This is a genomic window from Alteromonas sp. ABV4_515, assembly GCF_056160345.1.
Genome location: NZ_JBSWWZ010000003.1, coordinates 279,450 through 294,470 on the forward strand (window position 1 = coordinate 279,450; position 15,021 = coordinate 294,470).

Annotated in this window: 15 protein-coding genes; 6 read left to right on the top strand and 9 right to left on the bottom strand. The window is 47.8% G+C overall.

Going from position 1 to position 15,021, the window contains the following annotated elements; genetic code table 11:
• Positions 1-58: 58 nt before the first annotated feature.
• The 9 genes from maiA to pspA form a co-directional block, all read right to left on the bottom strand.
• Positions 59-715, bottom strand: a complete 657-nt coding sequence (gene maiA, locus ACXAGX_RS08965; protein ID WP_474837837.1) for a maleylacetoacetate isomerase — start codon at positions 713-715, stop codon at positions 59-61.
• Positions 716-763: 48 nt separating this feature from the next.
• Positions 764-1,774 (bottom strand): fumarylacetoacetate hydrolase family protein, encoded by a 1,011-nt coding sequence (locus ACXAGX_RS08970; RefSeq protein WP_474837839.1) that lies wholly within the window; start codon positions 1,772-1,774, stop codon positions 764-766.
• Entirely contained in the window at positions 1,771-2,919 is a 1,149-nt protein-coding gene (locus ACXAGX_RS08975; RefSeq protein WP_474837841.1) for a homogentisate 1,2-dioxygenase, read from the bottom strand. Before ACXAGX_RS08975 ends, ACXAGX_RS08970 begins: the two co-directional genes overlap by 4 nt.
• The gene (gene hppD, locus ACXAGX_RS08980; RefSeq protein ID WP_474837843.1) at positions 2,912-4,012 is read right to left on the bottom strand and encodes a 4-hydroxyphenylpyruvate dioxygenase; all 1,101 of its coding nucleotides are present in this window, start codon (positions 4,010-4,012) and stop codon (positions 2,912-2,914) included. Before hppD ends, ACXAGX_RS08975 begins: the two co-directional genes overlap by 8 nt.
• 206 nt (positions 4,013-4,218) lie before the next feature.
• Positions 4,219-5,775 (bottom strand): transcriptional regulator TyrR, encoded by a 1,557-nt coding sequence (gene tyrR / locus ACXAGX_RS08985; protein WP_474837845.1) that lies wholly within the window; start codon positions 5,773-5,775, stop codon positions 4,219-4,221.
• Between the two features lie 107 nt (positions 5,776-5,882).
• Positions 5,883-6,683, bottom strand: a complete 801-nt coding sequence (gene phhA / locus ACXAGX_RS08990) for a phenylalanine 4-monooxygenase (RefSeq protein ID WP_474837847.1) — start codon at positions 6,681-6,683, stop codon at positions 5,883-5,885.
• A gap of 187 nt (positions 6,684-6,870) precedes the next feature.
• Entirely contained in the window at positions 6,871-7,326 is a 456-nt protein-coding gene (pspC, locus tag ACXAGX_RS08995; RefSeq protein WP_474817880.1) for an envelope stress response membrane protein PspC, read from the bottom strand.
• Positions 7,323-7,562, bottom strand: a complete 240-nt coding sequence (gene pspB / locus ACXAGX_RS09000) for an envelope stress response membrane protein PspB (protein WP_474817879.1) — start codon at positions 7,560-7,562, stop codon at positions 7,323-7,325. The genes pspC and pspB overlap by 4 nt, the downstream gene beginning before the upstream one ends.
• A 107-nt stretch (positions 7,563-7,669) precedes the next feature.
• Positions 7,670-8,341, bottom strand: a complete 672-nt coding sequence (pspA, locus tag ACXAGX_RS09005) for a phage shock protein PspA (protein ID WP_474817878.1) — start codon at positions 8,339-8,341, stop codon at positions 7,670-7,672.
• A gap of 222 nt (positions 8,342-8,563) precedes the next feature.
• Here pspA and pspF point away from each other — a divergent pair, with 222 nt between their 5' ends.
• The 6 genes from pspF to ACXAGX_RS09035 are packed head-to-tail and all read left to right on the top strand — an operon-like array spanning position 8,564 to position 15,019.
• A complete protein-coding gene (gene pspF, locus ACXAGX_RS09010) occupies positions 8,564-9,667 on the top strand; it encodes a phage shock protein operon transcriptional activator (protein WP_474817877.1) in 1,104 nt (367 codons plus the stop codon).
• A gap of 2 nt (positions 9,668-9,669) precedes the next feature.
• The gene (locus tag ACXAGX_RS09015; protein ID WP_474817876.1) at positions 9,670-11,304 is read left to right on the top strand and encodes an ABC transporter substrate-binding protein; all 1,635 of its coding nucleotides are present in this window, start codon (positions 9,670-9,672) and stop codon (positions 11,302-11,304) included.
• Positions 11,301-12,332 carry an ABC transporter permease gene (locus ACXAGX_RS09020; RefSeq protein WP_070126991.1) on the top strand — a complete coding sequence of 344 codons (1,032 nt, stop codon included), beginning with the start codon at positions 11,301-11,303 and terminating at the stop codon, positions 12,330-12,332. Before ACXAGX_RS09015 ends, ACXAGX_RS09020 begins: the two co-directional genes overlap by 4 nt.
• Complete coding sequence (locus ACXAGX_RS09025; RefSeq protein ID WP_474837849.1) at positions 12,319-13,212, top strand: ABC transporter permease subunit; 894 nt, start codon at positions 12,319-12,321, stop codon at positions 13,210-13,212. Before ACXAGX_RS09020 ends, ACXAGX_RS09025 begins: the two co-directional genes overlap by 14 nt.
• Positions 13,212-14,207: an oligopeptide/dipeptide ABC transporter ATP-binding protein gene (locus ACXAGX_RS09030; RefSeq protein WP_474817874.1), complete on the top strand. Its 996-nt coding sequence runs from the start codon at positions 13,212-13,214 to the stop codon at positions 14,205-14,207. Before ACXAGX_RS09025 ends, ACXAGX_RS09030 begins: the two co-directional genes overlap by 1 nt.
• Positions 14,204-15,019, top strand: coding sequence for an ATP-binding cassette domain-containing protein (locus ACXAGX_RS09035; RefSeq protein ID WP_070126994.1), 816 nt, complete (start codon positions 14,204-14,206; stop codon positions 15,017-15,019). Before ACXAGX_RS09030 ends, ACXAGX_RS09035 begins: the two co-directional genes overlap by 4 nt.
• Positions 15,020-15,021: the final 2 nt, after the last annotated feature.

The following is a 15,021-nucleotide window of genomic DNA, read 5'->3' on the forward strand; positions in this document are numbered from 1 at the left end:
GTGAAAACGGACTTTTTTGTACCTTTAGTCGTGGTGTCTGCCAAATGGCATCGCCGAATTATTCCGGACAGTCCGGCTGATTTTCAGGCCGGGCTTTCTCAAAGGCTTCCAGCGCCTGACAATTCGCAACAATTTTTTCGATCAGTGGATAAGGCGTCAAATCCAGGTTAAATCGTTTGGCAATATAAACCTGGGGTACCAGGCAAACATCAGCCATGGTTACATCGAAATCAAAACAGAACTTCCCAGCCTGTGTCTGCAAGCGACTTTCAATGGCTTCAAAACCCAGTTTCGACCACTTGCGTACCCAGGCGCCAACTACTTCGTCGTCGGCATCGAAATCATCACGAAGCGCATTCAGCACACGCAGGTTTCCTAACGGCTGCATTTCCATTGCGATGTCGTGAGAGAGACCACGAACCCGTGCCCTTTCAAGCGCGTGTTGTGGTAACAACCGCGGCGTTTCCGGGTAACGCTCATCAAGATATTCAATAATGCTCAGAGACTGATTCAGTACAAAATCTTCATCGTCATCCACCAGCGCTGGCACTAACTGGGCCGGATTTAAGCGGGTGAAAAGTTCGTGGGTTTGTTCACCGCCCTCTTTCACCAGATGAACCGGCACATATTCGTAATCCAGTCCTTTCAGATTCAGCGCAATGCGCACCCGGTAAGTTGCAGAAGAACGCCAGTAACCGTAAAGTTTCAGACTCATGTTTCACCCTTCTTTCATTCACCGCACTCTCGTTATGTTAGCGTTATTTTAGTTGTGCGGTTTTATTTGCTGATCAATAGCGCCAAAAATGCTGTGCCCCTGTCCATCCAGCATCTCAATGCGAATACGATCGCCGAACTGCATAAACGGCGTGGACGGTTTGCCATCGCGTATGGTTTCAATCATCCGAATTTCGGCAATACAGGAGTAACCAACACCACCATCTTTTACAGCACTACCATGTTCAGTACCTTGTTTATTGGATACTGTTCCAGAGCCGATAATAGCCCCTGCTCTCAGATTACGCGATTTAGCCGCGTGCGCAATAAGTTGTGCAAAGTTAAATGTCATATCGATGCCAGCATGGGGCATGCCGAATAACTCGCCGTTGTAGGTCGAACGTAACGGAAGATGCACTTTTGTCAGATTCCAGGTATCCCCCAACTCGTCCGGCGTTATCGCCACCGGTGAAAAGCTACTGGCAGGTTTAGACTGAAAAAAACCAAACCCTTTGGCGAGTTCACCGGGGATTAACCCACGCAAAGACACATCGTTTACTAGCATCAGCAATCGTATTCGTTCAACCGCCACCGTTTCACAACATCCCATAGGCACATCATCGGTTACTACCGCCACTTCACCTTCGAAATCAATGCCCCAGTCGTCACTTGGTAAAATCACATCATCCCGGGGACCGATAAAATCATCGGAGCCGCCTTGATACATTAACGGGTCTTGCCAGTAACTTTCGGGCATTTCAGCACCCCGTGCTTTTCTGACTAACTCGACATGATTTACATAGGCACTGCCGTCAGCCCACTGATAGGCCCGTGGAAGCGGAGATTCACAACGCTCTTCTCTGAACGGCTCGCTTTTTAGCATGCCATCGTTAAGCTGTTGATAACGTGATTGCAGTTGAGCAGCGAGCTCGGACCAATTATCCAGCGCGTACTGCAGTGTGTTAGCAATATCTGGCACGGCTATGGTTTGTGTCAAATCTCTGGAGACCAGCATCAATACGCCGTCTCGCTGGCCATTTTTATAGGTTGCAAATTTCATTCTTCGCCCTCCTTTGTTGAGGTCTTCCAGCTGTACACATATTCCGGATTTTCCACCCGCAAGGCAGCATCACTGGCGATTAAGGCATCTCTGGTATCCACCATTACCGCTACCTCATCCGTAAAGGTTTTCTTATGCGCCCTGCCTGCGGCGAATGCTTTGGGATGAGGCCCATGGGTAAATCCTGCCGGATGAAATGTCACCATGCCTTTTTCAATATTATCGCGACTGAAGAAATCCCCTTCGTGATAAAACAGCACTTCGTCATAGTCGTCGTTGTTGTGGTAAAAAGGCACTTTCAGTGCACCGGGGTCGCTTTCGATTGGCCGCGGAACAAATGTACACACCACAAAGCGCGGCGCCACAAATGTGGTATGAGCTGAAGGCGGCAGATGATAGCGGTGACTCATCAACGGGCGGATATCCCGCCAGTTCAATTTCACCACACACACCTCACCGTGCCATCCAATCGCATCTAGCGGATTAAACGGATAGGTGATTACCGACGTTTTACCGCCACGCTTCACCTCAACTTTCCAGCTTTTTTCATCTTGCTGAGCCAAGAAGCGCGGATTGATCTGCGGTACTTCCAATACCGCAGGGTCAAATACCGCTTGGCCCCCCAACATGCCTTTGTCTGGCAGCTGATAGGCTTCGTTTGTGGCTTCAATCATCAGTAACGTGAAGGGCTCGCGGGGCTCAAGCCGCCACATGGTTGAACGAGGAAGTAATACATAGTCACCGGCGGTAATTTCCAGGTGACCAAAATCACAGAACAAATCCCCTTCCCCTTCATGCACAAACAATAAGTCATCACCATCGGCGTTGCGGGCTAAATGCTTCATCGGATGAGCACATTTCCACAGTCGATATTTACAATGGGCATTCGACAGGATATCGGGGGCAGAAAACGGGCTGCTTTCGCCGCTCAGTTTAAGCATATTTAAGTCAAACGCACGAGGACGCAAATCGCCTTCCCACTCCGTCCAACCGGTGGGCGCATGCTTGTGATGCAAATGCGTAGCGGGTCCGAAGAAGCCACTGCGACCAATTTCCCGTTCATAAATGCCTTGTTCAGGAAAGTCAGCGTGGGCTTGTTTCGAATGCACGCCCTGAGTGACGGGAAACCGGATCCAGTTACGCATTTTCTTTCTCGTTGCTATTTTCCAACACGCCCCGGCGAATTTGATCAAGCTCGATAGACTCGAATAAGGCTTTAAAGTTACCTTCACCGAATCCTTCATTGCCCTTACGCTGAATAATTTCGAAGAACACTGGGCCAATAACGGTATCAGTGAAAATCTGTAATAGAATGCCGTCTTTCATCGGTGCGCCATCAATCAGCACTTTCAGTTCTTTCAATTCTGCCAGCGATTCGCCATGACCGGGAACCCGCTTCTCCACACCTTCGTAGTAGGTGTCCGGCGTGTCCATAAAGCGCATTCCGCGGGCTTTTAAATCGCGTACGGTTTGATAAATATCGTCGGTAGACATGGCAATATGCTGAATACCTTCGCCGTTGTATTCGCGAATAAATTCCTCGATTTGAGATTTATCATCGGAAGATTCATTAATAGGAATGCGGATTTTTCCGCAGGGTGAGGTCATCGCTTTACTCACTAAACCGGTAAGCTTCCCTTCAATATCGAAATAGCGGATCTCGCGGAAGTTACCAATGCTCTCGTAGAAATTCGCCCATACCGCCATGTTTCCGCGGCGGACGTTGTGAGTGAGATGGTCGACAAAAGTCAGGCCTGCATTGGCATCGGTCATGCGCGCCTGCCAGTCATCGTAAAAGCGGAAATCGACTTCGTAGATACTGTCATCACCATAGCGGTCGACAAAATACAGTGTGCTCTCGCCTATACCGTAAACCGCTGGAATGTTTAGTTCCATCGGCCCAAGATTACCGTGAAAGGCTTTCGCTCCGTTTTTCACAGCATGTTCAAAAGCAACGCCGGCATCGTTAACTCTAAATGCCATGCCGCATACACTCGGTCCTCGTAAACGCGCAAACTCTTCAGCCTGTGAAGCAGGTTCTGCGTTAACGATAAAGTTGATGTCACCCTGACGATACAACCACACCCGTTTGGAGCGATGACGGGCAACTTCAGCAAACCCCAACGACGAGAACAACGCTTTGAGATCGCCGATGCCCTTATCATCAGCAGCTGTATATTCAACAAATTCGAAGCCATCTGAGCCCAATGGGTTATAAGAGTAATCGATATCTGACATGGTGCATTCCTCACACTTGTTAATGTTATGTGAACAATAAACACCAAATTTAATGGGAAGGACAGTGGGGGACTAACAGTGTATTTTGATGGTATCGAAGTGCAAAAGCGTACAGATTTGTGGACATTCGGCGGGAAGCTACGTTCTTGCCCGCCGAACAACGTTAAATGGCATTTATTTCGTAAAGCCAACGCAACAAGCTGTCATTAAAGCTTTACAGTGCTTTTATTAATACCATATTCACGCAACTTGTTTGCGATAGCGGTATGACTCAGCCCCAACTTCTTGGCAAGCTGTCGTGTGCTTGGGTACGATGGATAAAGGCGTTTAAGCAAATCACGCTCGAACTTCTTCACTTCCTCATCGAGGGTGCCATCAAAGTTCTCATCAATGTACGTGACACTCGGGGCACAACTTGGCAGTTGAATATCTTCTTTGGTAATTTCATTACCATCTAGCAACGATAACGCGCGGAATAAAGCGTTTTGTAGTTGCCGAACATTTCCCGGCCATGGATACTGCTGCAGAAAGTCGACGCAGGATTTACTGAGTTTTGCCGGTCGACGCCCTAATTTTCCGCTGTGCTGCAGAATGAAAGATTCTGCCAATGGCAGAATATCCTGGCGGCGTTCTTTTAAAGACGGCATGACTAAACTCAGTACATTCAGGCGATAATACAAATCTTTTCTGAACACACCTTCTTCTACCAGTTGACCAAGGTCACGACTGGTCGTACAAATAAAGCGCACATTCACTTCAACAGGTTTATCACCGCCCACCCGGCGAAATTCGTTATTCTCCAAAACCCGCAGCAGTTTTGCCTGTAACTGCGGCGACATATCTGCAATTTCGTCGAGTAGTAGCGTGCCGCCCTCTGCCAGCTCTAAGAGTCCCACTTTACCGTCAGGCTGATTGTACGCCCCGGCAGCATAGCCAAATAACTCCGATTCAGCGACGCTGTCTGGCAAAGAGGCACAATTCAGAACCAGAAACTCGCTTTTATGTCTGCGACTGGCTTGATGGCACGCTTTGGCTATCATTTCCTTGCCGGTACCGGTTTCACCGAATATCAACACAGGCGCATCCAGATCAGCAATCTGTTTGGCCTCATTGACCACTTTCGCCATGGCCGCGGAACGTGTAATGAAATGGTCGAACGAGTCCGTCTCAACTTGATGAAAAGCACTGAACTGCTGCCCGAGGCGAATTTCTGATTTCAAGATGACGACGGCGCCGGCGAGAATGGGCTGATTGTGACCATCTGGAACGGTTACCGGCAACACATCGGCGAGGTAATCCTGCTGGATGAATTTAACTTTAACCGACGTGGCGGCCCCTTCTTCGTTTTCCATCCAACGGGTGAAATTGAAATTTTTAACCAACTCCCCCACGTCCATTGATTTGATATCCGAGAACGGCATTTCCATCCCACTCATCACTGCTTCGTTACACATTAAAATGCGGCAACGGTTATCGATGGAGAAAACCGGGTCTGGTAATGTACGAAGGATGGCTGAAAGCTGGTGACGCTCCCTTTCCCCCGGCATAAACGGGGTGGTTTTCACATCGTCGATGCCATTAATCCGCCGGATCTTTGGCATCAAGTGCTGAAAATCTTCAAATTCAATGTTAGGAAAATTCAGAAATATTTTTCCCGCGACGTCAATTTCGATGCCACGTAAGTCGATTTCATGTTCAACGAGGATATCCAATATATCCTGCGTAATACCAAGGCGATCCTGGCAACTGATTTCTAAGCGCATAGGGTTTCTGTCATTGTTTTTGTGGCTACATTAGTATGAATATAGCATTGTAAATATATATTTACAGGATATCACAAAATCATAACATTACTATGCTTAAATAATTTTCAGCTCGCTTGTTTAGGCGCTATCTCGAAAAGCGGTGCATGCAACCCCAGCTTCATAGCCTGCCGGACGAGTTTCATAATATCGCTTTCTGCCAGCGTAAATAAATCGTCGAATGCGGCTAATTCGTAATAAAGCGGCTGCATAATATCGATGCGGTATGGCGTTCGTAGTACATCCAGAGGATTCATTGGTACCTTCAACGGTGCATTACTTTCCAGCGCGTAACAGGTTTCGCCTGGAGAAGATAAAATGCCGCCGCCATAAATACGCTGCCCCTCGGCGGTATTAACCAAACCAAACTCCACGGTGAACCAATAAAGCCGCGCAAGATAAATTCGCTCTTCTTTAGACGCTGCCAAGCCGAGTTTGCCGTAGGTATGCGTAAAGTGTGCAAATGCAGGATTGGTTAGCAATGGGCAATGCCCGAATACCTCGTGAAAAATATCCGGCTCTTGCAAATAATCAAATTCTTCCCGGCTACGGATGAAAGTGGCCACAGGAAACTGTCTATCCGCCAGCAAGGCAAAAAATGAGGAAAAGTTTATCAATGCGGGGACCGGCGCGGTTCGCCAGCCTGTTGTCGATTCCAATACACTATCAATTTCGCTCAGCTGAGGAATACGATTTTCTGGCAGGTCTAGCAACGTTAAGCCATCCAGGTATTGTTGGCAGGCTCTGCCCGGCAACAGTGAAATCTGACGATGATACAGTTCTGACCAAATAGCATTTTCCTGTTGAGTCCAGTGGATGTTGCCATTTTCATCGGGCTGTTTTGACTGATATGCGGACGACTTTGCCATGGGTACCTTCGTGAATTGAGAAACTCATTTCAGTCTAAGGACTTTACCGGCGGAAGGAAGAGAGAGGCACATTGAGGTTGCCCCGAACACCGTAACATAAATTTTACAAACGGAGTTAAACATTTGATTTGCAGGCTCTAAAAACAAAAAAGTCGATGGCATCACTGCCATCGAGAAGAGGATCGAATTAAAGTCTGCTAATTTCGCGGTCTAATTGAAATTCGCGGGAGGTAACGTACTTTTCCATTTTACGCAGGCGTAATTCTGCGTCTTTAAAACGCGCGGCGATATCATGAACAGCCTGTTTAGGCGGTTCGCCAGCCTGCCAGACTTTGGTTTTCACCGCCACTTTGGCAGATTGCTCTGGCTGCACAGCGTGGGTGTTCGTCCAACCTTTGCCTTCGCCAGACTTAAATTGGCTCACCGGGTCGTCTTTAAAAATTTGCGCATTAGCTTGCTTCGGCTCAAGAATAAACCAGCATGCTACGTATGCAATAAAGATAAACGGACCACCAAGTAGAAAGAAAGCTGATACCACCAGAATGCGGACTAGCCAGCGTTCAAGACCAAAATATTCCGCTATTCCACTACAAACACCGGCTATACGCTTGTGCTGGGTGTCGCGACATAACTGACCTTTCATGCTCTGTCCCTCCACTGTGGCGCTTCATGATCTAGAATCGACTCAAGGGTTTTAATCCGGTCTGACATTTTTTCCGCTTTTTCAGCCAGGGTTTTTAATTCTGCATATTCTTCTGCACTCAAGCCCTGGCTCACCTGCTTTTTGCTGCGGTAGTGTAAAATTAACCAGATAGGTGCAACAAAAATTAAAAACAGAACTAAAGGGGCTGTTATTAATGCCATTATTCCCGCGTCCATATTCTCTCTCCTCCAGCAAATACTCTGATTTTTTCCATAATATCAGGAGTAAAATTAATCGTGTTTCTTTTTCCGGCAACCGTTTGGTTGCCGGTTTGACGCGCTTTTTATTCTGCGCTCTTATTCTGATTCATTTTGGCTTTTAATGCGGCTAACTCTTCATCGATTTTGTCACCGGCTTCCAGCTCAGCAAACTCATCGTTAAGGGTTTTCTTACCCAAATCATAAGCTTCAACCTGAGATTCCAAATCGTCAATCTTACGCTCATATTGCTCAAAGCGCCCCATTGCCGCATCCACTTTACTGCTATCCAGCGTACGCTTCACTTCTAAGCGAGAGCTGGCTGTTTTCTGACGCATAATAATCGCTTTCTGACGGGCTTTTGCGTCTGCCAGTTTATCCTGCAACTGACCCACTTCGTCCTGAAGTTTAGAAATCTGCTCTTCAACAATAGCCAGTTCCTGACCCAGTGCAACAGCAGCTTCCGATGCTTTTTTGCGTTCTTGCAGGGCAGCACGCGCTAAATCTTCGCGGTCTTTGCTCAGCGCCAGTTCCGCTTTCGCTCCCCAATCTTCAGCATCACGCTCGTATTTACTGATTTGCGCTACAATTTCCTTTTTACTGGCAATGGTCTTCGCTGACGCAGAACGCACCTCTACCAGTGTGTCTTCCATCTCCTGGATGATAAGACGAACCATTTTTTCCGGATCTTCAGCTTTATCCAGTAAAGCGTTGATGTTTGAATTCACTATATCGGTGAAACGCGAGAAGATACCCATATTCATTACCTCTATCTCGTGAAATAATCATGCAAAAGTGCATGGTTTCGAAAATTCGCAATCTGCGACTGGGTTATATCTATACAATATACTTGCCAACTTCATCGTATTTGCATACCACTGAATTGAAAGCTTTTTTTCGTGAAAAAGAATAGTTCGATTCTCACCACTTTTTCATCTACACTAAGAATTGGTCTAATTGACTAACACTTGAGGGAATAAATGAGTAGATTTCGCCAACAAGATAACTTGCTTGGGCAGGCCAATAGCTTTCTGGAAACACTGGAACAGATTTCACAGATCGCGCCATTGAACAAACCGGTGCTGGTAATCGGTGAACGGGGAACCGGTAAAGAACTTATCGCTGCTCGTTTGCACTTTCTGTCACAGCGCTGGGATCAAAACTACGTCAAACTCAATTGTGCCGCACTGAATGAAAACCTGCTTGAAAGTGAGCTGTTCGGTTATGAAGCTGGTGCATTTACCGGTGCAGCTAAACGACGGGAAGGTCGTTTTGAGGTCGCTAACAACGGCACCCTGTTCCTCGACGAGCTGGCAAACACCTCAGGACTTATTCAGGAAAAGCTGCTCAGAGTGATTGAATATGGTGAATTCGAACGTGTGGGCGGCAGTAAAACACTGAAAACTGATGTGCGTATTATTGCGGCGACAAACGAAGACCTACCGGCTTTAGCAGAGAGCGGAGAATTCCGCGCTGACTTGCTGGATCGCTTAGCATTCGATGTTATTACTATTCCGCCATTACGGGAACGAAAAGAAGACATATTGCTTCTGGCAGAAAACTTCGCCATTAATATGGCCCGTGAACTGGAAATGGAACTCTTTAGCGGTTTTACCGAAAAGGCACGCCGAACGCTGTTGGAATACTCCTGGCCGGGCAACATCCGTGAGCTGAAAAACGTGGTTGAACGGGCGGTTTATCGCACCAACAACCCTCACCTACCTGTGCATGAAATTATTCTCGATCCGTTTGAGTCTCCGTTCAGACCCAAGGGCAGAATTAAAACCCAGGACAGAATGGCAAGCTCTGGTACAGTGTCAGACGTTGTGGAAGTACCGCCTGAATTACCCGATGTCGCGGCAAACGCGCCTGCTGCACCGGCGACGGCGTCGTTTAACTTCCCCATTGATCTAAAAGAACGCTCTCAGCAATATGAAATCGATATGATTCGCCAGGCCCTTGAAGACAGTCAGTTTAATCAGAAAAAGACTGCAGAAAAGTTGAGTCTGACTTATCATCAGCTTCGTGGATATCTGAAAAAATATAACTTACTGGATTCTTCGGCAGAATCTGTGGAGGCGTGACGGTGCGAGGCGGTTTTCGGTGGGCGGCATTTCTGGTTGCTTTAACGGGTTTGCAGGCCTGCGACAAATCAGAACAGATTGCCTTTTACCAATCAGGGATCATCTACTGCTCCGAAAGTAATCCGGTGAACTTTAATCCGCAAACTGACACGTCCAGCACCACTGCAGATGCTACGGCACATCAACTTTACGATCGCCTTCTCAATTTCGATGCCGAAAGCGGGCAAATTGTGCCTAACGTTGCTGAAAGTTGGATGGTGTCTGATGACGGACTAACTTACACCTTCCAGCTTCATAAAAACGTTACTTTTCACACCACGACTTATTTTACGCCAACCCGCTCGTTGAATGCTGACGATGTGATCTTCAGTATTAACCGCTGGCGTTTGCCTTCTAATCCTTTTCATGCCGTTTCCGGCGGCCGCTACCCCTATTTCGAAAGTCTTGGATTAGCAGACAACATCGTAAATGTTGAGCGTATAAATGGCTACCGGGTGCAAATTACCCTCAAAGAGCCTGATAGCTCATTTTTGGCAAACCTGGCTACGGATTTTTCAGTCATACTCTCAGCGGAGTATGCCGACCATTTGCTGAGTCGCGGTACGCCAGAACGCATTGATTACTTCCCTATAGGAACCGGCCCGTTTAAGTTTGAAAGCTATCGTAAAGATCATTACATCCGCTTCCTTCGAAATGAGAATTACTGGGGGGTTGATGAATTACCTGATGGACAATCTAATACCGAGCATCTTATTTACGATATCACCACCAAGAGTTCGATAAGACTGGCGAAACTTATCACTGGTGAATGCGATGCTATTGCCTTCCCTGCGCAAACTGAGCTTGAGATCATTCGTAACCGGGAAGAACTCGAGCTTTCTGAAAAGCCAGGGCTGAATATTGGTTTTTGGGCCTTCAACACGGAACGCCCACCCTTTGATGATCCTAAAGTCAGAAAAGCGCTGGCACTGGCCATCGACAAAAACACCCTGCTGGAAGCCGTTTATTTTGAAAGCGCCACGCGGGCGAAAACCTTGCTTCCTACAGCCAGTTGGGCGTTTCAAAGTGATGCGGAAGACACCGCGTATAACCCGGTTTTGGCGAAAAAATTACTTAAAGAAGCGGGCATTGAGCCAGGCTTCACCATGACCATTTGGGCAATGCCTGTTGAACGCGCGTATAATCCAAACGCAAGTAAAATGGCTGAGCTGATTCAACGTTATTTGTCCGCCGTTGATATTCAGGTGAATATTGTGACTTATGACTGGACCACCTTCCGGCGACATTTACGGGAAGGTTTGCATGACAGTGTGTTGATTGGTTGGTCTGCTGATAATGGTGATCCGGATAATTTCTACCGCCCTCTTCTCAGCTGTGGCGCTATTCCATCGGGTACTAATCGCGCCATGTGGTGCAATGAAAAGTATGATGCTCTGATCAACGAGGCGCTGGAAACACAGGATCTCGAGCGTCGAAAAGCTATATATGAAGAAGTAAACCGTCTGTTGTATGATGAACTTCCCTTGGTACCTATTGCACATGCTTATCGCTACCAGGCCTATCGAAAAAATTTAAAAGGTATGAGTATAAACCCGTACGGCGGCGTGCGATTTGCCGGAGTGACTAAGTCCCTGTGATACAAATTCTAATTCGTTATGCCACCCTGTTTATCACCACCATGCTGGTGCTGGCGGCGCTGTCTTTTTCACTGGCATATCTGTTTCCCGGTGACGTACTGGTGAACCTCACCGGCATTACCCCGCAAAATGAAACCGAACGCGCCGCTTTGCTACGTCAATTCCAGTTGGATAAACCCTACCTGTTTCAATTCATTCATTACGTACAGCAGCTACTGCAAGGGAACTGGGGATATAGTTTTGTATCCGGATTGCCCTTACGGGAAGAAATTGGCATCGCCATGCCCGCCACCATTGAACTCAGTGCATATGCGCTTTTCGTGGCGATTTTCGTGGGTGTACCGCTGGGGTGTTATGCAGGCATGCGCAGCTACACGAAACGGGACTATCTGATTAATTCTGCCAGTATGGTGAGCTACTCGTTTCCGGTTTTCTGGCTGGCGTTGGTGTTTATTATGGTGTTCAGTCTTAACCTTGGGATTGTACCACTGTCTGGTCGTGTCAGCTTGTTGTTTGATGTTCCGCCCACCACGGGCTTTATTCTGATTGATATTATTATTGCTGAGAACACCGATACGTCACTGGCATTGAATGACGCACTTTATCATTTGTTACTGCCAACAATTTCCATTGCGCTGGTGTCTACAGCTTCAGTGGTAAGACTCACACGACGATCTGTTATTGATGTGTTGAAAAGCCCTTATATTGCGGCGGCAGAGTCACGGGGGCTATCCCGCGTACAAATATTCCGTCGGCATATCCTGCGTAACGCCTTACTTCCCATTCTGCCTTTGATGGCTATTCAGATAACCACGCTGATCACCAACGCGATGATTGTGGAAACGCTCTTTTCATGGCCGGGCATTGGCAATTGGTTAATTCAGGCTATTTACCAGCGTGACTATCCGGCATTACGGGTAGGCATGCTTGCAGTGGCAACTTTAGTGGTTAGTTTTACTATTTTGATTGATTTGTTTAATCGGATCATCGATCCAAGCCGGGAAAAATACGAACGTGGCACGGTTTAGTCTTTATCAGGAAGAATCACAGCCTTCCCCGTGGCAACGCACCTGGGAAGAATTTCGCAGTAGCCATGTCGCCTTTGCGGGCTTCATTGTACTTGGTCTGTTTCTTTTTGTTTCTTTGTTTGCGCCGCTCGTTGCCCCTTACGACCCGCTACAACAAAACATCGATGCGTTACTCGTACCTCCAAGCTGGGAACCTAACGGCACAATCAGCCACCTGTTTGGCACTGATGCGCTTGGACGAGATGTGTTTTCTCGTATCATGTATGGGTGCCGGGTAACCTTCGGCTCCAGCGTACTTCTGGTGTTAATCGCCATGGTGGTGGGCGTTACCATTGGCACCATTGCCGGGATGACGAGTGGGGTACGTTCAAGCGTCATTAATCATACCCTGGATGCACTGATGGCCATTCCTACTCTCTTAATCGCCATCATTATCGTCGCGATTTTGGGCACAGGCTTGGTGAACAGTATGTGGGCCATAACACTGGCATTGATCCCACAGTTCATACATCACACCCGCTCGTTTGTGCGCAGCGAAATGAAAAAAGAATACATTCTGGCGTCTCGTCTGGACGGCGCCAAGCCTTTGCAGCTTTTCTTTCACTCGGTACTGCCCAACATGATTGAGATGCTGGTTGTACAAGGCTCTCTGGCGCTTTCCGTAGCTGTTATCGACATTTCGGCACTGGGTTTTCTGAATTTGGGTGCACAGCCGCCACTGCCGGAACTCGGCGTTATTCTTGCTGACGGCCTCGATGTTGCCTATGTGGCACCATGGAATGTGGGACTACCGGGTCTGACCATCTTTCTTATGGTTCTGGCAATTAACATTGTCGGCGACGGTTTACGCTCTGCACTAAGACGGAGGCTGACACACTAATGCCAATGCTGGACATCAAAAACCTGACCCTGGAAATTGACAACGGTAGTACGCGGGTAAAAGCCCTCGATAAAGTGAACCTCACCGTTAACAGTGGCGAAATTCGCGCACTGGTGGGTGAATCTGGCTCGGGTAAGAGTTTAATGGTACAGGCCATTTCCGGTGCGTTACCGCCCCAATGGAAAGTTACAGCAGACCGGATGAGCTGGCATGGCAAGAACATGTTATCGATGACGGCGAAAGAACGCCGGGAACTGATGCGCCGTGATATTGGTGTTGTGTTTCAGGATTCTATTACGTCCATGGACCCATCGATGACATTAGGACAACAGCTCGAAGAAGCGATCCCCGACGAGTTAGTCAACGGTAAATGGTTCTGGCAACGAAATCTAGATCGCCGAAAAACGGCTATCAATACCGTACATAAGGTGGGCATTAAGAATCACAAACATTACCTGAACGCGTATCCGCATCAGGTACCCACTGACATTGGTCAGAAGTTTATGATTGCCATGGCGTTAATCTCACAACCCAAATTACTCATCGCCGACGACCCGACCCGAGGGATGGAAACCACCACCAAAACCAAAGTATTGAAACTCTTCACGCGGCTGAATCAAACAAAATCACTCTCGATTTTGTTTGTCAGTCACGATTTGCTGGCCATTGCCAGCATGTCCCATACCATGACCGTGCTGTACTGCGGTCAAACAGTGGAATCGGGCAAGATGAAACATATTCGTAAGCGCCCACTGCATCCGTACACCAAAGCACTTATCGACAGTGCACCAAGTTTCCGGGCGGACTTGCCGCCGAAATCGGTACTGCCCTCTCTCGACGGCACTATCCCCTCGTTACAGCATGTGCCAATTGGATGCCGTTTAGGACCTCGCTGTCCTCGCGCGCAGCGGGCCTGCGTGAGCACACCGGGCGTAAGACGTATTCATGATCACACTTACAGCTGCCACTTTCCGCTGCATATGGAGAAACTATGAGTGAGCTTATGCATGTCAGTGGCCTGACATTCCGTCATAGCGATCAGAAGCGCTGGTTGAAAAAGCCAGAAGTGTTTGCCTTGGGACCCATCGAGCTGACGGTGAAACGAGGTGAAACTATTGCGATAATTGGTGAGAACCGAGCGGGTAAATCGTTGTTGGCGAAGCTGCTGGTTGGTGCAATACCCGCCGACGAAGGGGAGATATTCTTGAGCAACGTGATGTACAACGCGGCTAAAAAGAAGTCTACTAAAAGCTACAACAGCAGTAACGATATCCGAATGATCTTCCAGCACAGCAGTGAGGCGATGAATCCGGGCATTCCTGTAGGCCGCATTCTCGATGAACCATTAAAGCTTAATACCGAACTGTCTGAATCAGAACGCAAAACCCTGATTGAAGATATATTGGTTAAAGTAGGTTTGCTGCGTGATCACTACTACTTTTATCGCCATATGTTGTCAGATGGTCAGCAACAGCGTGTGGCAATTGCGCGGGCCATGGTGTTGCAACCGAAAATCCTGGTTGCCGACGAACCTTTCGCAGCACTCGATCCCTCAGTGCGTTCACAAACGGTAAACCTGATCCTGAAACTGCAAAAGGAACTGGGCCTGTCATTCATATTTATCTCTCACAACTTAGGGATTGTGCGTCATATTGCCGACAGGATCATTGTCATGGACGGTGGCCAGATTGTCGAAACAGGTAAAACCGAAACCATTTTTCGTTGGCCTCAGCACGAGATGACTAAAAAGCTCATTCTCGCTTATCAGTCACTCGTACCTCAGCAAACGCTGGCCACATCAGAGTAGAA